The organism is Bradyrhizobium sp. 33ap4 (assembly GCF_032654765.1).
Classification (GTDB): domain Bacteria; phylum Pseudomonadota; class Alphaproteobacteria; order Rhizobiales; family Xanthobacteraceae; genus Bradyrhizobium; species Bradyrhizobium australafricanum.
This window is the reverse complement of record NZ_JAUMTJ010000037.1, coordinates 1-22,472: the sequence shown is the minus strand read 5'-3', so window position 1 is coordinate 22,472 and position 22,472 is coordinate 1. Positions and strand designations below refer to the sequence as shown.

The 22,472-nt window shown below is 63.6% G+C and carries 21 protein-coding genes and 1 pseudogene; 14 read left to right on the top strand and 8 right to left on the bottom strand.

Annotated elements, in window-relative coordinates; all coding sequences use genetic code 11:
* The first annotated feature begins 133 nt into the window (after positions 1-133).
* Positions 134-1,630, top strand: a complete 1,497-nt coding sequence (locus tag Q2M23_RS26575; protein ID WP_316397585.1) for a M81 family metallopeptidase — start codon at positions 134-136, stop codon at positions 1,628-1,630.
* The gene (locus Q2M23_RS26570; protein WP_316397584.1) at positions 1,627-2,637 is read left to right on the top strand and encodes a glutathione S-transferase N-terminal domain-containing protein; all 1,011 of its coding nucleotides are present in this window, start codon (positions 1,627-1,629) and stop codon (positions 2,635-2,637) included. Before Q2M23_RS26575 ends, Q2M23_RS26570 begins: the two co-directional genes overlap by 4 nt.
* 39 nt (positions 2,638-2,676) lie before the next feature.
* Here the strand turns inward: Q2M23_RS26570 and Q2M23_RS26565 are convergent, their stop codons facing one another.
* The 5 genes from Q2M23_RS26565 to Q2M23_RS26545 form a co-directional block, all read right to left on the bottom strand.
* Positions 2,677-3,306 carry a 2-hydroxychromene-2-carboxylate isomerase gene (locus tag Q2M23_RS26565; RefSeq protein ID WP_316397621.1) on the bottom strand — a complete coding sequence of 210 codons (630 nt, stop codon included), beginning with the start codon at positions 3,304-3,306 and terminating at the stop codon, positions 2,677-2,679.
* A gap of 506 nt (positions 3,307-3,812) precedes the next feature.
* Positions 3,813-5,729, bottom strand: coding sequence for a flavin-containing monooxygenase (locus Q2M23_RS26560; RefSeq protein WP_316397583.1), 1,917 nt, complete (start codon positions 5,727-5,729; stop codon positions 3,813-3,815).
* A gap of 9 nt (positions 5,730-5,738) precedes the next feature.
* Positions 5,739-6,512 (bottom strand): SDR family NAD(P)-dependent oxidoreductase, encoded by a 774-nt coding sequence (locus Q2M23_RS26555; protein WP_316397582.1) that lies wholly within the window; start codon positions 6,510-6,512, stop codon positions 5,739-5,741.
* Positions 6,509-7,153, bottom strand: a complete 645-nt coding sequence (locus tag Q2M23_RS26550; RefSeq protein ID WP_075968242.1) for a TetR/AcrR family transcriptional regulator — start codon at positions 7,151-7,153, stop codon at positions 6,509-6,511. Before Q2M23_RS26550 ends, Q2M23_RS26555 begins: the two co-directional genes overlap by 4 nt.
* Positions 7,150-8,646, bottom strand: coding sequence for an AMP-binding protein (locus tag Q2M23_RS26545; RefSeq protein ID WP_316397581.1), 1,497 nt, complete (start codon positions 8,644-8,646; stop codon positions 7,150-7,152). The genes Q2M23_RS26550 and Q2M23_RS26545 overlap by 4 nt, the downstream gene beginning before the upstream one ends.
* A gap of 171 nt (positions 8,647-8,817) precedes the next feature.
* Between Q2M23_RS26545 and Q2M23_RS26540 the strand changes: the two genes are divergently transcribed.
* The 10 genes from Q2M23_RS26540 to Q2M23_RS26495 all read left to right on the top strand — a co-directional run bounded on the left by Q2M23_RS26540 (position 8,818) and on the right by Q2M23_RS26495 (position 17,770).
* Entirely contained in the window at positions 8,818-10,077 is a 1,260-nt protein-coding gene (locus Q2M23_RS26540) for an ABC transporter substrate-binding protein (RefSeq protein WP_038383532.1), read from the top strand.
* Positions 10,078-10,175: 98 nt separating this feature from the next.
* The gene (locus tag Q2M23_RS26535; RefSeq protein ID WP_316397580.1) at positions 10,176-11,078 is read left to right on the top strand and encodes a branched-chain amino acid ABC transporter permease; all 903 of its coding nucleotides are present in this window, start codon (positions 10,176-10,178) and stop codon (positions 11,076-11,078) included.
* Positions 11,075-12,103 (top strand): branched-chain amino acid ABC transporter permease, encoded by a 1,029-nt coding sequence (locus tag Q2M23_RS26530; RefSeq protein WP_225645904.1) that lies wholly within the window; start codon positions 11,075-11,077, stop codon positions 12,101-12,103. Before Q2M23_RS26535 ends, Q2M23_RS26530 begins: the two co-directional genes overlap by 4 nt.
* Complete coding sequence (locus Q2M23_RS26525; RefSeq protein ID WP_316397579.1) at positions 12,100-12,879, top strand: SDR family oxidoreductase; 780 nt, start codon at positions 12,100-12,102, stop codon at positions 12,877-12,879. Before Q2M23_RS26530 ends, Q2M23_RS26525 begins: the two co-directional genes overlap by 4 nt.
* A gap of 2 nt (positions 12,880-12,881) precedes the next feature.
* A complete protein-coding gene (locus tag Q2M23_RS26520; RefSeq protein ID WP_076834112.1) occupies positions 12,882-13,640 on the top strand; it encodes an ABC transporter ATP-binding protein in 759 nt (252 codons plus the stop codon).
* A complete protein-coding gene (locus Q2M23_RS26515) occupies positions 13,637-14,353 on the top strand; it encodes an ABC transporter ATP-binding protein (protein ID WP_075968245.1) in 717 nt (238 codons plus the stop codon). The genes Q2M23_RS26520 and Q2M23_RS26515 overlap by 4 nt, the downstream gene beginning before the upstream one ends.
* A gap of 110 nt (positions 14,354-14,463) precedes the next feature.
* Positions 14,464-15,663 carry a CoA transferase gene (locus tag Q2M23_RS26510; RefSeq protein WP_316397578.1) on the top strand — a complete coding sequence of 400 codons (1,200 nt, stop codon included), beginning with the start codon at positions 14,464-14,466 and terminating at the stop codon, positions 15,661-15,663.
* A gap of 16 nt (positions 15,664-15,679) precedes the next feature.
* Positions 15,680-16,456 (top strand): enoyl-CoA hydratase/isomerase family protein, encoded by a 777-nt coding sequence (locus Q2M23_RS26505; RefSeq protein WP_316397577.1) that lies wholly within the window; start codon positions 15,680-15,682, stop codon positions 16,454-16,456.
* On the top strand, positions 16,457-16,912 hold the full coding sequence (locus Q2M23_RS26500) for a MaoC family dehydratase (RefSeq protein ID WP_016847346.1): 456 nt from the start codon (positions 16,457-16,459) through the stop codon (positions 16,910-16,912).
* Between the two features lie 3 nt (positions 16,913-16,915).
* Positions 16,916-17,770 carry an HpcH/HpaI aldolase/citrate lyase family protein gene (locus Q2M23_RS26495; protein ID WP_253625954.1) on the top strand — a complete coding sequence of 285 codons (855 nt, stop codon included), beginning with the start codon at positions 16,916-16,918 and terminating at the stop codon, positions 17,768-17,770.
* Between the two features lie 85 nt (positions 17,771-17,855).
* Here Q2M23_RS26495 and Q2M23_RS26490 read toward each other — a convergent pair whose 3' ends face one another.
* The 3 genes from Q2M23_RS26490 to Q2M23_RS26480 all read right to left on the bottom strand — a co-directional run bounded on the left by Q2M23_RS26490 (position 17,856) and on the right by Q2M23_RS26480 (position 20,248).
* Positions 17,856-19,007: an OpgC domain-containing protein gene (locus Q2M23_RS26490; RefSeq protein WP_316397576.1), complete on the bottom strand. Its 1,152-nt coding sequence runs from the start codon at positions 19,005-19,007 to the stop codon at positions 17,856-17,858.
* Positions 19,008-19,171: 164 nt separating this feature from the next.
* Positions 19,172-19,447 carry a hypothetical protein gene (locus Q2M23_RS26485; RefSeq protein ID WP_168856034.1) on the bottom strand — a complete coding sequence of 92 codons (276 nt, stop codon included), beginning with the start codon at positions 19,445-19,447 and terminating at the stop codon, positions 19,172-19,174.
* 162 nt (positions 19,448-19,609) lie between these two features.
* On the bottom strand, positions 19,610-20,248 hold the full coding sequence (locus tag Q2M23_RS26480; protein WP_016847350.1) for a helix-turn-helix transcriptional regulator: 639 nt from the start codon (positions 20,246-20,248) through the stop codon (positions 19,610-19,612).
* 128 nt (positions 20,249-20,376) lie between these two features.
* On the opposite strand from Q2M23_RS26480, the gene Q2M23_RS26475 reads away from it, so the two are divergent.
* Both Q2M23_RS26475 and Q2M23_RS26470 read left to right on the top strand, forming a co-directional pair.
* Entirely contained in the window at positions 20,377-20,937 is a 561-nt protein-coding gene (locus Q2M23_RS26475) for a GcrA family cell cycle regulator (protein WP_316397575.1), read from the top strand.
* Positions 20,938-21,273: 336 nt separating this feature from the next.
* Positions 21,274-22,385: pseudogene (locus Q2M23_RS26470) on the top strand (recombinase family protein).
* Positions 22,386-22,472: the final 87 nt, after the last annotated feature.

Here is a 22,472-nt window from a genome sequence, read left to right as displayed (position 1 = left end):
CATAGCAGAATCCGCGCGGCGGCAAGCTGCGCTGCGTCTGCGTATTTGCAGGTCTGGCGGGCAAAAACCGAATGCGGATTGGCGCGCCGCGCCTTCAATGCCACAATGCGAAAAACAGCCGAGGCGCACCAAAATGAGCGATCGCAAGATACGTATCGCCGTCCTGCATTTCTCCCACGAAACCGTCTCGTTCCTGCCGAACGAGACCACGCTCGACGACTTCATCTATCCGGGCTCGCCGGCCAAAGGCGAGGCGCTGCTGCAGTTCGATCCCAAGAACTATATGGGCGGGTTCGTGCAGGTGGCGCGCGAGTTCTCCGAGGTCGAACTGGTCGGCATCGAATCCCCGCTCTGGCCGAAGACTTACACCGGATCCGGCTGGATCACCGAGGAAGCTTATCGCACCTTCACCGGCAAGATGATCGCCGGATTGAAGGAGGAGGGACCGTTCGACGGCGTCTATCTGTGCTTGCATGGCGCGATGGCCGTGCGCGGCGTGCCGCGTCCCGAAGCCGATCTGGCGCGGCAGGTGCGCGAAGTGGTCGGCCGCTCCGCCTTCATCGCCGCAACCTTCGATCCCCACGGCAATGAGGATGAGGCGTTCCTCGAGCAGGCGGACATGGCATTCGCGGTCAAATATTTCCCGCATTATGACGCGCATCTGCAGGGCGAACGCGCGGCGCGCATGCTGGTGCGGGCGATCCGAGGCGACTACAAGCCGGCGCACAGGACGATCAAGGTTCCCGTGATCTCGCCCACGGTGCTGCAGTGGACCGGGGCGCGGCCGTGGATGGACCTCGTGCAGCGCGCGCTGGTCTGGGAGGCCCGCGAGGTCGACGTCTACGTCAACATCTTCTTCGGCTTCCCGTTCGCCGACGTTCCCGATGTCGGCATGACCGTTCAGGTTCTGACCAACGACAATCCAAAGCTCGCCGAGCAGGTCGCGCGTGATCTCGCGGGCACGATCTGGCGTCCGCGCGAAGCCTTGCTGCAATCGACCAAACTGCACAGCATCGCCGAGGGCGTCGCGCTGGCCAAGCAGGCCGTCGCAGCTGGCAATACACCGGTGGTGCTGGCCGATCACAGCGACCGGTCGGGGGCGGCGACCTGGCTGCTGCGTGAGATCATCGCGCAGGACCTCGCCAACACCGTGATCGCAACCATTGCGGATGCCAGGGCGACGGCAAGCCTCAAGGCCGCCGGCGCCAAGGCCGGCGATGCCTTCGACATGGAGATCGGCGGCCGCGCCGACGAGTCGGCGGGCGATTCGGTTCGGATTCAGGGCACGGTTTCGGCGGCGGGCGAGGGCTACGGCCAGTTCTGGGTCTGCGTGCGCTTCGGCCGCAACAATGTACTGATCCTGTCCACCTATCTGGTGCAGGTCATGGAGCCGTTCTCGCTCAAGGCGCTGGTGCCCGACATTGGCACCTTTGACGTGATGGCGATCAAGTCGCGGGTCCATTTCCGGCGCGGCTTCGACGACAATGGATTTGCCAAGATGATCCTCCTGGTCGAACCCGACGAGCCGTTCCTCGGTACCACGCGTCTCGACAAGCTGCCGTACAAGAACGTCGATCTCGCGCAGTTCTATCCGTACGGCAATCCGGCATTTTCGGAGGCGTCGTCATGACGGAGAACCGCTATCGCCTGGTCGGCTCGACCGCCTCGCCCTATGCGATCAAGTTGCGCGCGCTGATGCGCTACCGCCGGATCCCGCACGACTGGGTGATCATGACCAAGGCTTTGCGCGAGGCAACCGCGCATCTGAAGCCGATGCTGATCCCGGTGCTGCAATATCCCGACGGCAGCTACCGCGGCGAGACCACGACGCTGGCCTATGATCTGGAAGCGCGGCATCAGGGACGGTCGGTGATCCCCGAAGACAAGGCCATCGCTTTCATCTGCGATCTGCTCGAGGACCTCGCCGACGAATGGGCGGTGAAGCCGTTGTTTCTCTATCGCTGGTGGGATCCGGAAGACCAGGCCTATGTCTCGCGCTGGGCCGGCGAGGAGTGGTCGACATCGCAGGCCGAGGCCGGCAGCTGCGAGGAGATCGAGGAGTTCCGGCAGCGGCAGATTTCGCGCATGGTCATTCTCGGCGCGACGGATGAGAACAGGCCGCTGCTGGAGGAGAGCTACCGGCGTACGCTTGCAGCGTTCGAGCCGCATGTCGGCATGAGGAGCTATCTGTTCGGCAGCCGGCCGTCGCTGGCGGATTTTGCCTGGTTCGGCCAGCTCAGCGAGATGGCGACCGACCCGACCCCGATGCGGATCATGCGCGAGCGCGCGCCGTTCACCGATCACTGGGTACGGCGGCTCGACGATGCATCAGGTGTCGAGGGTGACTGGTATCCTCGTGAGCAGGCGCTTGGCGGGTTCGCCGAGGCGCTGCTTCGGATCGCCGGCGAACTTTATCTGCCGTTCCTTGCGGCCAACGCGGACGCCTTCGCCAAGGGCCTCGAACGGCTCGAGATCAACGTCTGGGGACTGCCCTACGCGTTGGCGCCGTTCAAATATCAGGTCAAATGCCTGCAGCAGCTGCGCCAGAAGTTTACTGCGCTCGATGCCGGCGAGCGCGCGGCGTTGAAACCGGTGCTGGAACGCACCAGGTGCTGGGCGATCCTGAACGGTGGCTGATCGATCAGCGACGATAGGCGGATTCGAAACGGTCGGCGCCTACGTCCGGTGCCTGCTCCCAAGCGCGACCGCGATCGTCTCCGGCTGCTTGATCCGCTCGATCAGCATGTCGATGCGGTCGCCGCCCCAGAACAATTCGCCGTTGAACACCATGCTGGGAACGCCGAATACGCCGAGCGCTTCGGCCTCGTCGATGATGCGATCATGTTCGGCGCGGGCAGGGCCGCGAACATAGGCCTCGAAGGCGTCGGCGGAGCCGCCGACCGCGGTGATCACGCCGGCTATCTCCGCCAGCTCGTCGATTTCCAGCTCGTGGTTCCAGAACCTCCGGAACACCGTATCGTGATAAGGCCGGAACACCCCGTGACGCTGCGCGAACAGCATCCCGGCGCTGGCGTAGAAGGCGTCATATATCCGGCGCGGGCCCTTCATGGTCAGTCCCTGCGCGTTGGCGAACCGGCGCGCATCCATGTAGGCGTAGCGCACCTTGCGCCAGAAGTGCGGCGTGCGCTCCTCGACCGTGCCCATGAATTCGGGAATGCGCAGCGTGTAGGGCAGCCATTCCAGCTCGACGCCGCACGTCTCCTTGAGTTCGAACAGCCGCTTGTTGGCGACATAGGCATAGGGAGACTTGTAGTCGGTGTAGATTCGGACCCGCGGCTTTTCCATCATCATTCCTCATCTCGTCGCGACAATTGTTCCCGATCCCGTGCGGGGGCGCAATGCGGCGTGACGAAGGGGAGATCGCGGGCAAACGAACGGGCCCCGGTGCAGTCAAGCATCGCGGGGCCCTGCTACTTCGTTTTAGCGAAGGATGTCTGGTATCGACCAGTCGTGTTTCGGGACCTAAAAGCGCGTGGCCTTTGCGCTCCTGTCCTGCGGATATGTTCAGATTGTCGGTGGCGCACGCGGCTAGCAGCTGCTGTTTGCCTCAACGTGCACCGGGACCTTGCCGCTGAGCAAGGTCGCTGGCTTGCGCCGGTGGCGTCATGCTCCTCTCCAAGGGTGGGCCCGCGGACATCTGTCCGCTTCTGCTGCCTGACAGCCGATCCCATAATCGTCCGTCAATTCCTGCGACGCGAGGAGCAGACGCTCCAGCACCCCAACAGGTGCAGTCAGCGAAATGCTGCGGCAGTTATGGCCATCTGTCAAGTTAACGAGCGGGGTAATTCAGGTCAGGATTCCTGTCGCGACTTTCGATATTGGGTGAAATCCGGATCGTGCGTCATTTTCCAGTAGTCGACGAACCGCCACGGCATCGCCGAAAACACCCGGCCGCTGCTGTTGCGGTAGTAGGTCGTCATGCCCGGATGCGTCCAGATCAATTGCTCGTGCTCGGCGTCGACGTCGCGGATATACGCGTCATGCGCGTCGGGATGCACGTCGATCGCGGCGATGTCGTTCTCGATCATCTCGACAAGGCAGGCGGAGATGTAGCGGCTCTGGCACTCCGACTGGAAGATGACGCTGCCGCCATGTGCAGGCCCCGAATTGGGGCCGAGCATCAGAAAGAGATTGGGGAAATTGGGCACGGTGAGGCCGAGATAGGCGGTCGGATTGTCGTCGCGCCACGCCTGCTTGAGGGTCTTGCCGTCACGCCCGGTGATATTGAGACGCGCCGCCATCTCGGAGACCTTGAAGCCGGTCGAGATCACGACGACATCGTGCTGCCGCGATGTGCCATCGGCGGTGACGATTCCGTCTACGGCGAAATGGTCGATCTTGTCGGTCACCAGCTCGACATTCGGTTTGGTCAGCGTCTTGAACCAGTTGTTGTCGAGCAGGATGCGCTTGCCGTAGGGCGGATAGGTCGGCATGCATTTCTCGATCAGGTCGGGGCGATCCTTCAGCTCGGAGAGGATGAAGTCGGCCAGCTCCTGGCGATGCCGGTCGTTGCCCTTGTTGACGGCGCGGTCCGGATGCGGCCAGGCCGGATCCTTGCGCAGGAACGGCAGCAATCCGTCGCCGTAACGCCAGAACATGTTGAAGCGATACCACTGCACATAGAACGGCAGATGCGCCAGCAGCCACTGCGCACCTTCGGTGATCGGATCGGAATAGCCCTTCACTGGCCGCGCCCACTGCGCGGTGCGCTGATAGACGGTGACCGAGGCGACGCGGTCGGCGATCGACGGCACCAGCTGCATCGCGGTCGCGCCGGTGCCGATCACGGCGACATGCCTGCCGTCGAGCTTGATATCGTCGGACCACAGCGCCGAATGAACCTTCAGACCGGTGAAGGCCTCGTCTCCCTCAAAGCGGGCAGGCAAGGGATCATTGAGCTGGCCGATCGCACTGACCAGCGCGGTGGATTCGAAAGTCTCTTCGCCGCGCGCGGTCTTCAGTGTCGAGATCCAGCGTCGCTTGCCTTCGTCCCAGCGCGAGGCGACGAGCTCGGTATTGAGGCGCACGTGCTTGCGGATGTCGTATTCGCGCACGACCTTGAGCAGATAATCGAGCAGCTCCTGGCGCTGCGCGAAATAGCGGGTCCACGGATTGCGGGCGCCGAACGAGAAGGAATAGGAGTGGTTCGGCGTATCTACGCCGCAGCCGGGATAGCGGTTGACGTACCAGGTGCCGCCGATCTCGTCCTGTCTCTCGACAATCGTATAGGGGATGCCGAGCCGGCCGAGTGCGACGCCAAGCGCGATCGCGCAGACCCCGGCGCCGACGATCAGCACATGCTGCTGCGCCAGCTTCTCGCCAGAAGGGCGCTCGCGCCAGCGCGCGTCGCGTGGGATGAAGCCCATCTCCTCCCGCATCAGCGGCGCATATTCCGGCGCGACATTGTCGCCGAGCGTCGCGCGCATCATCCGCAGCATCAGCTCATTGCCGGGATCGGTGATGACGGGCTTCGGGGTGCCGTTCGCGAACAGGTTCAGGACCGCCGCGCGAATCTCGTCCTGGATCTCCTGAAGCACACCGGCGTCGGGATCCGGGATCAGGCGGACGTCGCGCTTCGGCTTGTAGGGCGGCTCGAGCCACTTCTCGTCGCCGGTCATGTGCACCAGCACCATCAGCAGCACGCGGATGTCACCCTCGGCGATGGCGGAGGACAGATCGAGGTGTTTGCGCGGAAGCTCGATATTCATGCGTTGTCCTCAGCTGCGTGGGGCTTCCGGCAGGCCGCCATAGGCGGCCCAGGTGGTGCCTGCGATGTAGCCGGCATCGACCGGGAGATTGATGCCGGTGACGCCGCTGCTCTGCGGCGAGAGCAGCCATGCGATCACCTGCGCCACTTCGATCGGCTCGACCAGCCGGTTCAGCGCGGTCGGCCGCGCCAGCAGATCCTTGTTCAGGGCGCCCGATGCGATGCCCGCCTCGAGCGCTGCCGTGCGGGTGAAGCCGGGCGACACCGCGTTGACGCGGACGCCGGAACGGCCCCATTCGGCGGCGAGCGTCTGCGTGATCTGGATAACGCCGGCCTTCGCCGCGGTATAGGCGTGGATCGGGCCCGACGTCATGCCGGCCACCGAGGCGACGTTGACGATCGCGCCGTGCCGACGCTTCGCCATGGCGATGCCGACGCTGCGCGCGACCAGAAAGGTGCCGCGCAGGTCGATATTGACCTCGCGATCCCATTGCTCCATCCGCACCCGTTCGATCGTGTGCATCTTACCGAACACGCCGGCGGCGTTGACGAGGCCGGTGATCGGACCATGCGCGGTCTCGATATCGGCAATGCCTGCGACAACGGCGCTCTCGCTCGCGACGTCGAACGGCGCCGGCCACAGGACGGCGGCTGTTCCAACCAGCGGCTCGGGCGCGATGTCGACGATGACGACGCGATGCCCCTGATCGGCGAGCAGTGTCGCGGTCGCCGCGCCGATGCCGCGGCTGCCGCCGGTGACGAGGATGGTGCCCTCAGCGCTCATGACTTTCTTCCCTTGTCGCTGGTGGTGAACAGGCCGCGGGTGACCAGCTTTTGATAGGCCGTGATCACATAGTCGGGCACCGCGGTGACGCCGCGCTCGGAATAGGAATAGCGGCGGCTGAGATAACCGCGCGCGCCCATCAGCACCTGGACGATGGCCTCGAATTCCTCGTCGCTGAAGGCGTTGGTCGCGCCCGCAGCCCGCGCGCGTTGCAGGATCCGCACATAGGCGCTCGAGATGTTGTCAAAATGCTTCTGGTAGCCGATCGGCGCGAAGAATTCGGCCTCGTTGAGGATGCGCAGGAATTCCGGCACCTCGCGGATGAAATCGAAGAAGGCGCTGAAGCGCTCGACCTCTTGCCGGGCCTCGCTTGCGGTGCCGGTGCGCGCATGGATGAAGCGGACCATGTCGAGGCCGATCTTCGGCAGCAGCTGGTCGAGCAGCTCCTGGCGGTTCTCGAAATGATTGTAGAAGGTGCCCTGCGCGACGCCGGCAGCTTCGGTGATGCGCGCGACCGAGGCTTCGGCATAGCCGTATTTGCCGACGACCTTGGTCGCGGCGTCGAAGATCTTCTGCTTGGTCCAGGCGTTGCGCTCGACCCGGTTAAGTTTTGTCACTTTGGCGGATGTCGCTTGCGTCATGCGGTGGCCTCGAGTTCGGCACGGAGCACGCGTTTGAGCACCTTGCCGGATGGATTGCGCGGCAGGCTGTCGCGGATGACGAGCTGCCGCGGCACCTTGAAACCGGCGAGCCGTGTCCGGCAGTGGTCGGTGAGACCGGGCAGGTCGAGCTTGGCGTCGTCGGCCAGCACCACGATCGCGACCGGCTTCTCGCCCCAGCGCGCGTCCGGCAGGCCGATCACCGCGACCTCGCGCACTTCAGGCATTTCGTAGATGACGCGCTCGACCTCGGAGGAGGCGATGTTCTCGCCGCCGGAGATGATCATGTCCTTCTTGCGATCGGTCAGATACAGGAAGCCGTCGTCGTCGAGATAGCCGACATCGCCGGTACGGAACCAGTCGCCGAAGAACGCGGATGCGGTCTTCTCGGGATCCTTCCAGTAGCCCTGTGTGACCTTCGGGCCGCGCAGGCAGATCTCGCCGTTCTGGCCGGCCGGCAGGCGCTTGCCGGCATCGTCACGGATCTCGATCTCGACATGGGCGATGGCGCGGCCGGTCGAACCGATCTTCTCGATCTCGCGGCCCGCGTCCATGAAGGTGTCACCGCCGCAGCTTTCGGTGAGGCCGTAGGCATCGATGTAGCGCGCGTTCTTGAAATAGTCAGAGAAGGCGCGGATGCGGACCTCCGGCGTCTTCTCGCCGCCGCCGATCGCCCATTGCAGGCTGGAGACGTCATAGCGCTCGCGGTTCGGGCAGGTGAGGAGCGCCGTCGTCATGACCGGCGCGAACCATGCCGCGTTCAGTTTCTCCCGCTCGATCGCGGCGAGTGCGGGTTCAGGCTCGAAGGTGCGGTGGATGCACAGCATGCCGCCATGCCAGAGCACCGCGATGCCGGGCAGGTCGAGCGCGCCGACGTGATAGAGCGGACCGACCACGAGCAACCGCGTGTCGGTATTGAGCCCGAGCACCAAGGTCTGGTCGGCGGACTTCCAGTAGACGTTCTCGTAAGTGAGCATCACCCCCTTGGGACGATCGGTCGTGCCCGAGGTGTACATCAGCCGCATCAGGTCGCGTGGCTGGCAGACATGCATCGGCGCCGGCGCGATGTCGGGCGCAAGGTTGGTGACGCTGGACTGCGCGACCTCATCGAGCAGCACGACCGGCGCGCCGCCGGCGGCGATCGCGGCAAACTCCTCGTCGGCGACCAAGAGGCGCGCGCCGGAATTGCCGACGATGTAGCCGACCTCATCGGCCGAGAGGCGATAGTTGATCGGCAGGAACACCGCGCCGATATGGCTGGTCGCAAACACCAACTCGAGAAAGGCCGTGCTGTTCTTCATCAGCACGGCGACGACGTCGCCGGGCGCGATCCCGCGCGCCGCGAGCCAACCGCCGACCTGCCGGATCCGCAGATCGAAGTCGGCGTAGGAGACGTCCTCGCCGCGATATTTCAGCGCACAGCGGTCCGGAGTCCGCCGGGCATGAAATGCGATGAAGCTGGAAAGGTTGATCATTTGCCGCCCGCGGGGCCGATTCCGGCGCCGTTTTCTCCCTAGATGAATTATGAGTCGTAATTCATCTTTGGCTTGACGTCACCCCCCTTGCTCTGAAAACATCGTGGCCATGGAGACGAAACGATCTCCGGCAGGGATTTTGGGAACGCGAACCCGACAGGGAGGGGAATGATGAAGAGGACCCGGAAACCGGGCATCACCCGGCGCTCGACGCTTGCGCTGATGGGCGCCGGTGCGGTGAGCTTTGCCGCGCCATGGGTGGCGCGCGCACAGGCCAAGACGATCAAGATCGGCATGCCGACCATTCTGTCGGGCCGCGTCGCGCAGCTCGGGACGTCCTCGCGCAACGCAGTGCTGCTGGAGGTCGAGAAGGTCAATGCCGCCGGCGGCCTTGCCGGGCGGCAGATCGAGATGGTGATCCGCGACTCCAAGGGACAGCCGCAGGAGGCCGCGCGCATCGCGCGCGAGCTCGTCAACACCGACGGCTGCGAGATGCTGCTCGACGGCGAAGCGTCCTCGGGATCGTTCGCGGTTCACGAAGTGGCGCGCGATCTCGGGGTGCTGTGCATCCACACCTGCTCGGAAGCGTCATCGCTGACCGCCGATCCCAAGCAGCACATCCCGAACGCCTTCCGTTGTGTGCGGCAGGGCATTCATGATTCGATCGTCGGCGCCAGCTACGCTGCAGGGATCGCCAAGGCCAAGGGCCTGAAGAAATGGGCGACCTGTTCGCCCGACTATGCCTATGGCCGCGACACCACCGGCGAGTTCGTGCTCTACCTGAAGAAGTTCGCGCCCGACGTCGAGATCATCAGCGAGTCCTGGCCAAAGCTGTTCCAGCCCGATTACACCGAGGTGGTGACCAAGATCCTGCAGGCCAAGCCGCAGGCGCTTTATTCGTGCCTGTGGGGCGGCGATCTCACCTCCTACATCGACCAGGCCAACATCTACGCGATGTTCACCCAGATGGAGGTGTTCGCGGTCAACATGGCCGACTACACCGCACTCACGGTGGTGAAGAACCTGCCCAAGGGCATCCACTCCGGCGACCGCTACATCAAGACATTCCCGCCGACGCCCGAAAATGCGGCCTGGGGCGATGCCTACAAGGCCAAGTACAACGAGTATCCGACCAACTGGTCGTGGCAGAACGCCACGGCGGTCATGTTCCTCAACGAGGCCGTCAAGAAGGCGAACTCGACCGACGGCAAGAAGGTCGCGGAGGCGCTCACCGGCCTCACCATCAAGTGCCCGTTCGGCGCCGACGGCACGGTGACCATGCGCGCCGACGATCACACGCTGGTCGGCTACGCCATCGGCTGGGGCACCACGATCCCGCAGGAGCCCTACGTGCCTGATGTGAAGGCCGGAGACTGGAAGACCATCTTCGAGCTCGAAGCCGAGTGGAAGAAGAGCAAGGGCTACACCTGATCCGCATGTGCGGCGGAGGCTGCCGCCGGCTGCCTCCGCCGCGCATCTGATGTTTGTCGCGCGCCGACGTTGCGGCCCGCCGTGATGGATGATTTTCCGTGGACCTCGACGCGCTCGCCAGTTGCCTCGCCAGCCCTGCCTGCCTGGTAACGCAAACCACCAGCGGCCTGATCATCGGCATGCTGCTGTTCCTTGTCGCCGTTGGGCTGACGCTGATCTTCGGCGTGCTCAAGGTGGTCAATTTCAGCCACGGCGCCTTCTATATGTTCGGCGCTTATTTCGCGATGACGGCCTATCAGCTCACCGGCAGCTTCGCGCTGGCGATGCTGAGCGGCGCCGTCGGCACCGCGATCCTCGGCCTGATCTTCGAGCGCGTGTTCATGAGCCGGGTCTACGGCCGCGACGTGCTGATGCAGCTTTTGGTGTGCTACGCCTTCGTGCTGATTTTCGACGATGTGGTCCGCATGATCTGGGGGCCTGAGTTCAAGTCGATGGGCATGCCGGCTGCATTCCAGGTGCCGCCGCTGTTCATCGCCGGCGGCGTGGTGCCGCCGTACTATCTGCTCTTGATCGGGGTGGCGCTCGCCGCGGCCGTTGTTCTCGGCCTGGGGCTGGCGCGCTCCAGGATCGGCAAGGTGATCCGTGCGGCTGCGCATAATCCCGGAATGGTCTCGGCGCTCGGGATCAACACCGGGCTGATCTATGGCGGCGTATTCGCGCTCGGCGGCATGCTGGCGGGACTGGCGGGAGCGCTTGCCGCGCCGGTGCGCTCGCTGACGCCGGGCATGGGCTTCTCGGTGCTGATCGAGTCCTTCATCGTGACCGTGATCGGCGGCATGGGTTCGATCTTGGGAGCGTTGATCGGCGCGCTTTTGATCGGCCTGATCCGCTCCTTCGGATCGCTCGGCTTCCCGCTGTTCACCGAGGGCTTGATGTATCTGTTCATGGTGGTCGTGCTGGTGTCGCGCCCGACCGGGCTGTTCGGCAAGGAGGTCGCATGACCGAATTGCAGGCCGGGCAGGGCACGCAGCCCCTCGATGTTGCCCGGATCGACGCCAGGCCGCAGCGGTACCGCGATGTGCTGATCGCGCTCGCGGCCTTTGTCCTGCTCGCGCTGCTGCCGTTCATCTTCGGCAGCAAGCAGCTGCTCGACTTCGTGATCCGCTGCGCGGCCTATGGATTGTTCGCGACGTCGCTCAACCTTCTGGTCGGCTACACCGGTTTGATCTCGTTCGGCCACGGCATGTTCTTCGGCCTCGGTGCCTATGGTTTCGGGCTGATGATGCAGAAGACCGGCGTGCCGATCCCGGTGGCCTTCGTCGCCACGCTGGCGATGACCCTGGTCGTCGCCGTCGTCATCGGCGCGATCTGCGTGCGGTTGAAGGAAATCTATTTCGCGTTCGTCACGCTGGCATTCCAGATGCTGATTCACTCGACCATCCTGTCGTGGCAGTCGCTGACCGGCGGCGACCAGGGCCTGCGCGGCGGGATTCCGCGGCCGCCGTTTCTCGGCATCGATCTGTCGAACCATCTGCATCTCTACATCACGAGCTGCGCCCTGCTGGTGATCGGCCTGCTGCTCATGCGCCAGATCGCGCAATCGCCGTTCGGCTACACGCTGCGCATGATCCGCGACAACGCCACGCGGGCGAGCTTCATCGGCATCGATGTCTGGCGCGCCAAGCTGACGATCTTCGTGCTCGCTGCGCTGTTCGCGTCGACCGGCGGCATCATCATGGCGCTGTTCGTCTCCGGCGCCTATCCCGAGTTCGCGTATTGGACGATCTCGGGCGAGGGCATCTTCATCAACATGCTCGGCGGCGTGACAACCTTCCTCGGACCGATGGTCGGCACGGTGCTGCTGCTGATCCTCAACGATACCGTTACCCGCCTGACCGAGTATCACGGCATCGTGCTCGGCATTGTGATCCTGTTCTTTGCCATCGGCCTGCGAAAGGGCCTGATGGACTTTGTCGTCGAATGGTTCGCGCAGCGTCGCGGAGAAGCCGGGGAGCGCGCGCCATGAGTGCACAGACGCGGATCAGCGTCGTAACCGGCGGCGCCAGCGGCATCGGCGCGGCGTGCGTGCGTGAGCTCGCAGCGGCCGGCGATCTCGTCGCCGTTCTCGACCGCGATCTTGCCAAGGCGCAGGCGGTTGCGGCGGAAGTCGGCGGCAAGGCGTTTGCGGCCGATGTGGCGGACGAGCGCAGCGTCGAGGCGTGTGCGGCCGCGATCGAGCGCGACTGCGGCCCGGTCGCGGTGCTGGTCAACAGCGCCGGCATCATCCAGGTGCCGGCCCGGCCGCACGAGCTTCCGATGACCTCCTGGGACGACGTCGTGCGGGTCGACCAGCGCGGCACCTATGTCGCCTGCGTTGCCTTTGCGCGGCAGATGATCGCGCGCAAGTGCGGCAGCATCGTCAACATCGCCTCGATTGCCGGCATGCGCGCGATGCCGTTGCATGCCTATGCACCCGCCAAGGCGGCGGTGATTGCCATCACCGAATGCCTCGCGGCCGAATGGGGGCCGTCCGGTATCCGTGTCAATGCCGTGTCCCCCGGCTATACGCTGACGCCGGCGCTGAAGAATGCCATCGATCGGGGAGAGCGGGATGTCTCGGCGCTGGCTGCCAATGCAGCACTTCGCCGCCTCGTCGACCCCTCGGAGATCGGCCGCGTCGTCGCATTCCTGGCGTCCGACGCGGCCTCCGCGATGACCGGCGCCAACGTGCCGGTCGATTGCGGCTGGCTTGCCGGCACGTCGTGGAGCACCTATGGCGGGTTGCGGGAGGCGAGCGGTTAGTCATGCTGGAAATTCGCGGACTCTCGAAATCCTTTGGCGGCGTCAAGGCGACCGACAACGTCTCGCTCGACTTCGCTGACGGTTCGCTCACCGCCGTGATCGGCCCCAACGGCGCCGGCAAGAGCACATTCTTCAACCTGATCACGGGCGCGCTGCAGCCTGATGCCGGGCAGATCTTGCTCAACGGTGTCGACATGGCGGGCAAGGCCCCGCCGGAGATCGTGCGCCATGGCATCGGCCGCGCCTTCCAGGTCGCGAGCATCTTCCCGTCGCTGACGGTGGAGGAGACGATGCTCGCTGCAGTCTGTGCCGATCAGCGCCGCGCCGGCGTGATGCATCGCCGGTTTCCGCTGGCCGAGACGCGCGACCGCGCCGAGCATACGATGGAGCTGCTCGGCCTTGCCGGGAAGCGCAACCGGACCGCGGCGACGCTGTCGCATGGCGACCAGAAGCTGCTCGATATCGCGCTCGCGCTGGTGCTCGAGCCCAAGGTGCTGCTGCTTGACGAGCCGACCGCGGGCATGGGTACCGAGGAGCGCTGGCGCATGATCGACAAGGTGCGTGAGCTCTGGGAGAAGCAGAAGATCACCGTCGTGTTCATCGAGCACGACATGGACATCGTATTCAAGATCGCGCCCCAAATCGTCGTGCTGTGCTATGGCCGGATCCTGGCGACCGGAACGCCGGACGCGATCCGCAGGAACGATGCCGTGATCGAGGCTTATCTCGGCAGCGACGACCACGCGGGAGCGGTGGCATGAGCGCGCAGCCGGTGGTGCAGGTCGAGGACCTCGACGTCTATTACGGCACCAGCCAGATCCTGTTCGGCGTCGGCCTGTCGGTGCGGCAGGGCGAGACCATGGCGCTGCTCGGCCGCAACGGCGCCGGCAAGTCGACCACCATGAAGGCCATCATGGGGCTGGCGCCGGCGCACCGCGGCAGGGTGACCCTGCGCGGCCAGGTGGTCTCGGGAATGCGGCCGCATCACATCGCGCGGGCCGGGCTCGGCTTCGTGCCGGAAGACCGCCAGATCTTTCCCGAGCATACCGTCGAGGACAATCTCGTCATCGGCCAGAAGAAGGGGCCTGATGGCGAGGACGAGTGGTCGATCCGCCGCGTCTATGACGTGTTCCCGCTGCTTGAGCCGCTGCGGCACCGGATCGCCGGAAGGCTCTCCGGCGGCGAGCAGCAGATGCTGGCGATCGCCCGCACGCTGATGGGCAATCCCGTGCTGCTGCTGCTGGATGAGCCGAGCGAGGGGCTGGCGCCGATCATCGTGCAGCGCATCGGCGAACTGCTGCGGCAGCTCCGCGGCACCGGTGCCACAGTATTGATCGCCGAGCAGAACATGCATTTTTGCCTTGGCCTTGCGAGCCACGCGACGGTTATCGACAAGGGACAGATCGTCTACACATCCTCGATCGAAGAGCTGAAGGCCAACGACAACATCCGGCAGCGCTATCTGGCGCTGTAGGGCATGATCCGCGAAAAGCGCGCAGCGGTTTTCCCTCGCGACAAGCGCGCAGCGTTTGCGCGGGGATCATACCCAAAGGACAGGGCACTTCGACAGCGATGGGAGGACAAATGGCGGGCAAGCTGACGCCGACGCATGAAGCGCCGTATCGTGGGCTGAAGGTACTCGATTTCGGGCAGGGGATTGCCTCGCCCTATTGCGCGATGCTGCTCGGTGTCTACGGCGCCGACGTCATCAAGGTCGAACCGCCGGAGGGCGACTGGTCGCGCTATCTCGGCACGACCTACGGCAATCACACAACACTGTCGGCGGTCTACAACCGCGGCAAGCGCAGCCTGTGCCTCGACATGAAGCACAAGGACGGGATCGCGATCGCGCAGCGGCTGTCGCGCGAGGCCGACGTGCTCATCGAAGGATTTCGTCCCGGCGTCGCGGAGCGGCTCGGGCTCGGCTACGAGGGCCTGTCGCGCGACAATCCCGCCCTGGTCTATCTGTCGGTCAGCGGCTTCGGGCAGAGCGGCCCGTACGCCAAGCGGCCCGGCTCGGATTCGGTGGCGCAGGCGTTCTCGGGGCTGGTCTCGGTCAATCTCGGCGCCGATGGCGTGCCGCATCGGGTCGGCACCACGATTTCCGACGTCGTCACCGGCGTCTATGCGTTCCAGGCCATCGCCACGACGCTGTTCGCGCGTGCGACCGTCGGCACCGGCCGCTGGATCGACGTCAATCTCTGCCAGTCGACGTCGGCGCTGCTCGGCCACAAGGTGGCGGAGTTCATCCTCGAGGGCGGCGCGCCGCGCGCGCTGAACGTTCCGGCCGGCACCTACCAGACCCGGGACGGCTGGATGATGGTCACCCTGGTGAACGAGCCGCAATACAAGCGGCTGTGCGGTGCGATCGGCCGTGAGGATCTCGCCGCCGACCCGCGTTTTGCCGACTTCGCCCGGCGCGCCGATGCGGCCGACGCGCTGATCCCGCAATTGCGCGAGGTGTTCCTGACCCAGGCGACGGACGCCTGGCTGACCCGGCTGCATGCGGCCGATATCATCGCCGAGCGGATCCTCGATCCCGGCGAATGGCTGCGCAACGTCCATGTCGAGGCGACCAGGGCATCGGTGCGCCAGGACACACCCGGCGTCGGCGCGGTCTACACGCCACGCACGCCGGGGATCGCGAGCCTGTCCGAGGATTACCTTTGCCCCGCGCCTGACGTCGGGCAGGATAGCCGCGCCGTGCTGACGGAGGCTGGCTTCGGTTCCGCCGAGATCGATGGCCTGCTGCTCTCGGGCGCGGTGCGGCAGATCAAGAGCTAACGGGAGGCAACACATCATGAGCACCGACCTCGTTCGTTACTCGGTCACCGACCAGATTGCGGAGATCGTGCTGGATCGCGCGCCGGTCAATGCACTCAGCATTCCCCTGATCGACGCGCTGCTGGCGGCGCTGGCGAAAGCGCGCGACGACGACGCGGTGCGTGCCGTCATCATCAGCAGCGCTCACAAGGTGTTTTGCGCCGGCCTCGATCTCGACATCGTCAGGGGCAAGCCCGCGATCGAGACCAAGACATTTCTCGAGCGGCTGTATTTCGCGCTGAACGATACGCAGTACCGCATGGGCAAGCCGACGATTGCGGCGATCGATGGCGCGGTGCGCGCCGGCGGCATGACGATCGCGATCTCCTGCGACATGATCGTCGCGGGCGACGGCTCGACCTTCGGCTATCCCGAGATCGATGTCGGCCTGATCCCGGCGATCCATTTCGTGCAGTTGCCGCGGCTGGTCGGTAAGCACCAGGCATTCGGCCCGCTGTTCCTTGGCGAGCCCTTCGATGCCGCGACCGCCTTTCGCATGGGCCTGCTCAGCCAGGTGGTGCCGAAGGGCACCGCGCTCGCGCGCGCCGGCGAGATCGCACGCAAGCTGGCGGCGAAATCGCCGATCGTGATGAAGATCGGCCGCGACGCCTTCATGCGTGCGGTCGATGCCGATTTCCGCCGCTCGGTGGAGAACACGGCGGAAAGCTTCGTTGTGGTCGCATCGACGGAAGATTGCCAGGAAGGGCTCAATGCGTTCGTCGAGAAGCGGACGCCCAACTACAAGGGACGGTAAATGGCTGGATTGTATTTCGAGGAGTTCGAGATCGGACAGGAATTCCATCACGAATTCAGCCGAACCGTGACCGAGATGGACAACACCATGTTCAGCCTCCTGACCATGAACCCGCAGCCATTGCATATCGACGCGCATTTCTCCGAGAAGACCGAGTTCGGCCAGCGGCTGTTCAACAGCCTCTATACGCTCGGCATCATGATCGGCATGAGCGTGTACGATACGACGCTGGGAACGACCGTCGGCAATCTCGGCATGACCGACGTCAAGTTCCCGAAGCCGGTGTTCCATGGCGATACGCTGAAGGCGCACACCAGGATCATCGGCAAGCGCGCCAGCAAGTCGCGGCCGACCCAGGGCATCGTCGAGTTCGAGCACACCATGACCAACCAGCGCGGCGAGGTGGTGGCGAGCTGCCGCCGGACCGGCCTGATGCACTGCAAGCCGAAGGCGTAAGCGATGCGATCGTTCCTGTTCGTTCCCGGCGACAGCACCCGGAAATATGAAAGCGCGAAGAAGACCGCAGCCGATGCGCTGATCCTCGACCTCGAGGATTCCATCGCGCCGGACCAGAAGGTGGTTGCGCGGGGCATCACGCGCCAGATGCTCGATGCGCGCAATCCGGAGCAGAAGCTTTATATCCGCGTCAACGCGCTCGACACCGATCTGACGCTCGGCGATCTCGCCGCCGTGATGCCCGGCAAACCCGATGGAATCGTGCTGCCGAAATGCGCCGGTGCCGCCGACGTCAACCGGCTCGCACTCTATCTTGACGCATTCGAGGCGGCCTCTGATATCGCGCAGGGCACCACCCGGATCGTGACGGTCGCGACCGAGACGGCGCGGGCGGTGCTGAAAATCCTCGATTTCGAGAACATGAGCCCGCGGCTGTGGGGCATGATGTGGGGCGCGGAGGATCTCGCGGCCTCGCTCGGGGCAACGCGCAACCGCAGTGACGGCCGCTATCACTCGCCCTTCATCCTGGCGCGCGATCTCTGCCTGATCGGCGCGGCCGCCGCCGGCGTCGTCGCGATCGACACCATCGCGACCGACATCAACGATCTCGATGCTTTGAAGGCCGAGGCGGTCGCCGCGCGCCAGGATGGCTTCCTCGCCAAGGCCGTGATCCACCCCAAGCATGTCGACGTCGTCAATGCGGCCTTCATGCCGACGGATGAGGAAATCGCATGGTCGGAGCGGGTGATCGCCGCGTTCGCCAATAATCCATCGGGAGTCGCCAGGATGGACGGCAAGATGCTGGACAAGCCGCATCTGCGCGCCGCCGAGAAGATCCTGGCGTCGCGCAGGAAATAGTCGGGGAGGCGGGCTCGACACCGCGATGTTGCGCGATAGCGAGGTGCGGCTGCGGCGGTCGCTGGCGATCGACTAACCGCAGGAATCAGGAATGAGCGACGGCCGACTTGCCGTCCTGCTGCTTTGACCACGAGACGTAGTAGGCGACGGCCGTCATCGCCGCGATGCCGGCGATGCTGACCGCGACCTGCCTTGCCAGTGAGTATGGGCCCGTAATCAGGATCAGGTGCGCAGCGAATGAGAGGAAGACGCCTGCACAGAACACGGCCAGCCATTCCTCGCCGCACTTGATGATCGGCTGCAAGGCGGGAGATCGCAGATATTCCCAATCGCGCGGCACCAGCCAGCTAAACAAAAATGTCAGGACCAGGAAGTGCAGGATGCGATGAGGCGCGATCTCCTCCCGGTCGTTTGGCAGCAGCACATCGCTCAGCCCACTCGGCATCATTTGCGCGAGTGCCGGGATATCGCTGATCGAGACAATTGTCAGGGCGAACAGCAGATACAGCAACGCCATGGCGCGCAGCGCGGGAGCCGCCTGCATCGCGCGGATCGCGGGCGCATATCGCGCGCCGATCAGCGCGAGCCAGCCGCCCATCACGAACAGCAATTGCCAGCAGAACGGATTGAGGTACCAGTCGCCATACGGATATGACGACAGGTTCCAGTTGAGCAGCCGGCCGGCCGCGTAGAGGGTCACGGACGCGACGACCGTCGCGTTCGGCACGTACAACAGCCCGAACACGATGACGGGCTGGAACGCCATCAAGGCAATGGTGAGTTGCAGCACGTCGAGATTGAGCGGCTTGGCCTGCAGGAACAGGCCGTAGATCAACGTCCGGATCGGGTGATCGATGAAGCCGGTGATGTTGAACTCGCTGATGATCTCGGGCGCCGCGGTCCGGGTAGCGACATAGCTGATCAACTCGACATAGATCACGAACAGAACGATATAGGCGGCATAGAGCTGCCATACGCGCTTGAAGATGCGGGTTGCGGCCACCAGGAATCCGCGTTCCAGCGTCATCCTGGCGTAGATGAGCGTCACGGCGTAGCCGCCGACGAATACAAAAAGGTCGGTTGCGCCGCTGAAGCCGAAGTTGCGCATGGTCAGCGCGCCGACGACGTTGTGCGGAATATGGTCCAGAAACAGAAACCAGTTTGCGATGCCAAGCAGCAGCGCGATCCTGAGATCGCCATCGGCTTTCGCGATCTCGGCGTTTGTTGTCGAAGTCATCTGAAGCTGAAATTTGCCGGCCCGAGAAACGAATCGCTAATCTAGAGGGAACCCGCGCCTGGTCCGAATAGACTTTGCGTGAACCCTATCTAGTCCGTTTCGGGTTCCGGCCAAGTGGCCGGCTCAAGAAAGATCACGTTTTCGCAATCAACCCGTGAGCGGTGTCAGACCGGTTCGTGTTTGCGCAGGTCGCGGGTGTGATCCAGCGTATTGGCTTGCAGGTTCGCGCCGGTCACGGGGAGCTCCGGCAGGGCGGCCTCGGCCAGCAGGTCGTCCGTGACATCCTCGACCGAACGCTCGGCAATCTCGTGAATGAAGCTGATGTTCGTATATTCGCCCGAGGCGATTCGTGAGACGACGTCGCGTCGTGTCATTTTGGGATCGACGATCGCCTCGCGGCCACGGCGGCCATAGTCGATCATCACGACGAAATACTGCATTGCCTGATCGTTCGATGTTCTGACTGTTACTACGCATTATTTCCGATAATCGGAAGTATGTCAAGGGTGAATTGTTGAAAACCGAAATTCAGGCACGCATGGCCGGACCGATTCGGTCCGAAGGCGTCCGAATCGGTCCGGCCGGTCCCTGAAGCAGCGCGGTTACTTCTCGGACGATCGCCCGCCCTGCGTCCGGGCAGATTTGCGACCCTTCGCCGCCGACTTGCCGCGCAGCCTTTCGATCTGGCCGCGGGGCAGGGTGACACAGATTTCGCCGATCCATTCGAGCTTTACGCCGTTGATCGGCTTGGCATTAAAGCTCTTGAGGTTGACGGTGCCGGACGAACTGCCGCGTTCGATCGTCTTCAGATACCGCTCGCCGCTCTTCAGCCGGACCGCAGCTTCCTCTCCGTAGAAGCTCGACAGCGGATAGCGCTGCTCGCGATACACCACGATGACGTCGCCGTTCTCGTATTTCGGCAGCATCGAATCGCCTGAGACCTCGAAAGCGACGGTCTCCTCCGTCATCGGGAACGGAAGCTCGATTTCGCCGAGACCCTCCGGCGGGACCTGCTCAAGCTCCGGCTGGATCGAGGCGCCGGCGCCGACCCGGCCCACGATCGGCACCGAATTCAGCTCCAAATACTCCATGATCGGGGCAATCTCGGATGCCTTGATCAACCTTATTCCCGACAGGATTTCGGAGACCGCCCCGGCCCGAACCCCCATCGCGCGGGCAAGCCCGCCTTTGCTCTTCCCGGTCTTTTCCAGTGCCCGTTCGATCAGTGCCGCGTCCAGCATGTTTCATCCTTTCCCAAACCCGAAGACACTATAGCCGTTACGATTATCAGAAACAAGTCTGACTCTTTTCTTCGGAATAGCGGAAGATGTGCAAGGCGCTGGCGGAATGACAGAAATGGGAATTTGGAATGGAAATGATGAACTGGCTGCCGGAGCATTCGGCAGCCCTGCAGGATCTCCGCGCCCGCGGCTTGTCCTATTCGGAAATCGCGGACACGATCAACGCTACCTTCAATACGGCCTATACGCGCAACGCGGCGCTCAGCCGAGCGCAGCGCATGGGGTTGGCGGGCCTCGAAAGGCCCGAGCCGTCCCTGCCGGGGCACCTCGATCCGCCCAAACCGTCCCTGCCGGAGCTCCCAAGGATCGGGCGGCTGCGTGAAGGGCACACTGAACTGACGCCGGATCTGCTTCGCGGGCCAAAGATCTTCACTGAAACGGTGGAGATGCCGCAACTTCGTTGCGCAGCGGTTGTGCCGCGGCATCTTTCGCTGCTCGACCTCAAGCCCGGAGACTGCCGCTATCCCTATGGCGGGGATAGCGACGACGAGACAATGACCTTCTGCGGCCATCCGTGCCGGTCGGGCTCGAGCTACTGCACCCCGCATTTTCACCGGAGTCGCGATCCTGAGCCCACGGCGAGGCCGGTGTTGAGCGCCGCCTGGCTCCAAGCCATCGGGGCCGGTTGAGGCAATTCATCACCTGACCGACGGACATCGGTCCGCAACCACGATCGCGCGGAAGCCTCCGCGCGCCCATTACCAATGCCGCGAGCCAAGCGCCGGAAGCCGCACGATCCCGCCGGAGCGCGCGAAGCGGTCAATGCGCGACGCGGATGGTTGGGCCGTCCGTAAAAAAAAGCTGTGATTCCACTAAAAGAGGCGGAAGGCGAGCGGGCTGCGGCTTAGGGCCGATATGTCAGGTAAACTGCCTCTCACGTGATTAGCATCCTCAATCACACTGACGAGGGCTGCTGCGCTTTGCTATTGTTTTTGCGCAGAGAGAAGCCCACGGTTTTATCGCCTATGCGCGGGAGCAGCCTTATGGTGCAAGCTCTCATTGTACACAAGGACCGGCTGCCTCAGCCGCAAAAGATGCATCAAGCGGCACAATATGTCCGCATGTCCACCGACTACCAGAAATACTCTATCGAAAATCAGGCGGTGGTTATCGCGGCCTACGCCGAGCTTCATAAACTCACGATCGTGCGCACCTATCGCGATGAGGGCGAAAGCGGCCTGAAGATCGAGAATCGAACTGGCTTGACCGAACTGATTGACGATGTTCAGTCCGGTCGAATTGAGTTTGGTCATTTGCTGGTATTTGACGTCAGTCGATGGGGGCGCTTTCAGGACGTTGATGAGAGCGCGCACTACGAGTTCATATGTCGAAGGGCCGGCGTCAAGGTTGCCTATTGCGCCGAGCAATTCGACAACGACGGCAGTCTCCTTTCGAGCATAGTTAAGAATATCAAGAGGGTCATGGCGGCAGAGTTCAGCCGGGAGCTTTCGGCCAAGGTTCTTGCAGGAGCTTTGCGTCTGGCAAGTCGCGGGTTCAAGGTGGGTGCCCCGGCGCCTTATGGTCTAGAGAGGCGACTCGTTGACGATAAATGTAGGCCGAAAGGTGTTTTGAAGAGCGGTGAGCGGAAGTCTCTTACCACCGACCGTGTCACACTCGGGCCAGGCTCAAGAGATCAAGTCGACGTCGTGAAGTGGGTCTTCGATGAATATCTACGATGCAAATCGCAGGCGGAAATCGCGCGAGAGCTTAACCGAAGAGGCATCCTTACGAACCGAGGATACCGATGGCAGCAAAGTGCGATAAGTGCCTTCTTCATAACGAAGCGTATATCGGCAACTCCATCTACAATCGTGACACTGCGAAACTAGGAGCGAAGCGAACGCACAATCCGAGAGAGCTCTGGATCACGCGTAAGGGCGCGATCGAGCCGATCATTAAGCGTGATACATTTCTGCGCGCAAAGAAGACAATGGAGGAGCGTTGCGTCTGTATTTCCGAGAAGGAGATGCTCGTGCGCCTTCGTAAGGTCCTGATGAAGAACGGCAAGCTCAACGCCTCGATTATTAATGCAAGCCCCGGTTTACCTTCGCTCACCACGTATCTAGCAGGCTGTTGAAAAAAGGCGGTCGCCGCCGACCGAGGATCATGATTCATTGGCTCCGACGAGATTCGGAGATGGTGCGTGCGCGGCGGCGACAATCGA

Excerpts from the sequence above, each read along its gene's own strand:
- Q2M23_RS26525 (WP_316397579.1), top strand. The coding sequence starts at position 12,100 with ATGAGTGCACAGACGCGGATCAGCGTCGTAACCGGCGGCGCCAGCGGC.
- Q2M23_RS26485 (WP_168856034.1), bottom strand. The coding sequence starts at position 19,447 with ATGCAGTATTTCGTCGTGATGATCGACTATGGCCGCCGTGGCCGCGAG.
- Q2M23_RS26505 (WP_316397577.1), top strand. The coding sequence starts at position 15,680 with ATGAGCACCGACCTCGTTCGTTACTCGGTCACCGACCAGATTGCGGAG.
- Q2M23_RS26540 (WP_038383532.1), top strand. The coding sequence starts at position 8,818 with ATGAAGAGGACCCGGAAACCGGGCATCACCCGGCGCTCGACGCTTGCG.
- Q2M23_RS26550 (WP_075968242.1), bottom strand. The coding sequence starts at position 7,153 with ATGACGCAAGCGACATCCGCCAAAGTGACAAAACTTAACCGGGTCGAG.
- Q2M23_RS26490 (WP_316397576.1), bottom strand. The coding sequence starts at position 19,007 with ATGACTTCGACAACAAACGCCGAGATCGCGAAAGCCGATGGCGATCTC.
- Q2M23_RS26510 (WP_316397578.1), top strand. The coding sequence starts at position 14,464 with ATGGCGGGCAAGCTGACGCCGACGCATGAAGCGCCGTATCGTGGGCTG.
- Q2M23_RS26515 (WP_075968245.1), top strand. The coding sequence starts at position 13,637 with ATGAGCGCGCAGCCGGTGGTGCAGGTCGAGGACCTCGACGTCTATTAC.
- Q2M23_RS26495 (WP_253625954.1), top strand. The coding sequence starts at position 16,916 with ATGCGATCGTTCCTGTTCGTTCCCGGCGACAGCACCCGGAAATATGAA.
- Q2M23_RS26545 (WP_316397581.1), bottom strand. The coding sequence starts at position 8,646 with ATGATCAACCTTTCCAGCTTCATCGCATTTCATGCCCGGCGGACTCCG.
- Q2M23_RS26575 (WP_316397585.1), top strand. The coding sequence starts at position 134 with ATGAGCGATCGCAAGATACGTATCGCCGTCCTGCATTTCTCCCACGAA.
- Q2M23_RS26570 (WP_316397584.1), top strand. The coding sequence starts at position 1,627 with ATGACGGAGAACCGCTATCGCCTGGTCGGCTCGACCGCCTCGCCCTAT.
- Q2M23_RS26560 (WP_316397583.1), bottom strand. The coding sequence starts at position 5,729 with ATGAATATCGAGCTTCCGCGCAAACACCTCGATCTGTCCTCCGCCATC.
- Q2M23_RS26500 (WP_016847346.1), top strand. The coding sequence starts at position 16,457 with ATGGCTGGATTGTATTTCGAGGAGTTCGAGATCGGACAGGAATTCCAT.
- Q2M23_RS26565 (WP_316397621.1), bottom strand. The coding sequence starts at position 3,306 with ATGGAAAAGCCGCGGGTCCGAATCTACACCGACTACAAGTCTCCCTAT.
- Q2M23_RS26475 (WP_316397575.1), top strand. The coding sequence starts at position 20,377 with ATGGAAATGATGAACTGGCTGCCGGAGCATTCGGCAGCCCTGCAGGAT.
- Q2M23_RS26555 (WP_316397582.1), bottom strand. The coding sequence starts at position 6,512 with ATGAGCGCTGAGGGCACCATCCTCGTCACCGGCGGCAGCCGCGGCATC.
- Q2M23_RS26520 (WP_076834112.1), top strand. The coding sequence starts at position 12,882 with ATGCTGGAAATTCGCGGACTCTCGAAATCCTTTGGCGGCGTCAAGGCG.
- Q2M23_RS26530 (WP_225645904.1), top strand. The coding sequence starts at position 11,075 with ATGACCGAATTGCAGGCCGGGCAGGGCACGCAGCCCCTCGATGTTGCC.
- Q2M23_RS26480 (WP_016847350.1), bottom strand. The coding sequence starts at position 20,248 with ATGCTGGACGCGGCACTGATCGAACGGGCACTGGAAAAGACCGGGAAG.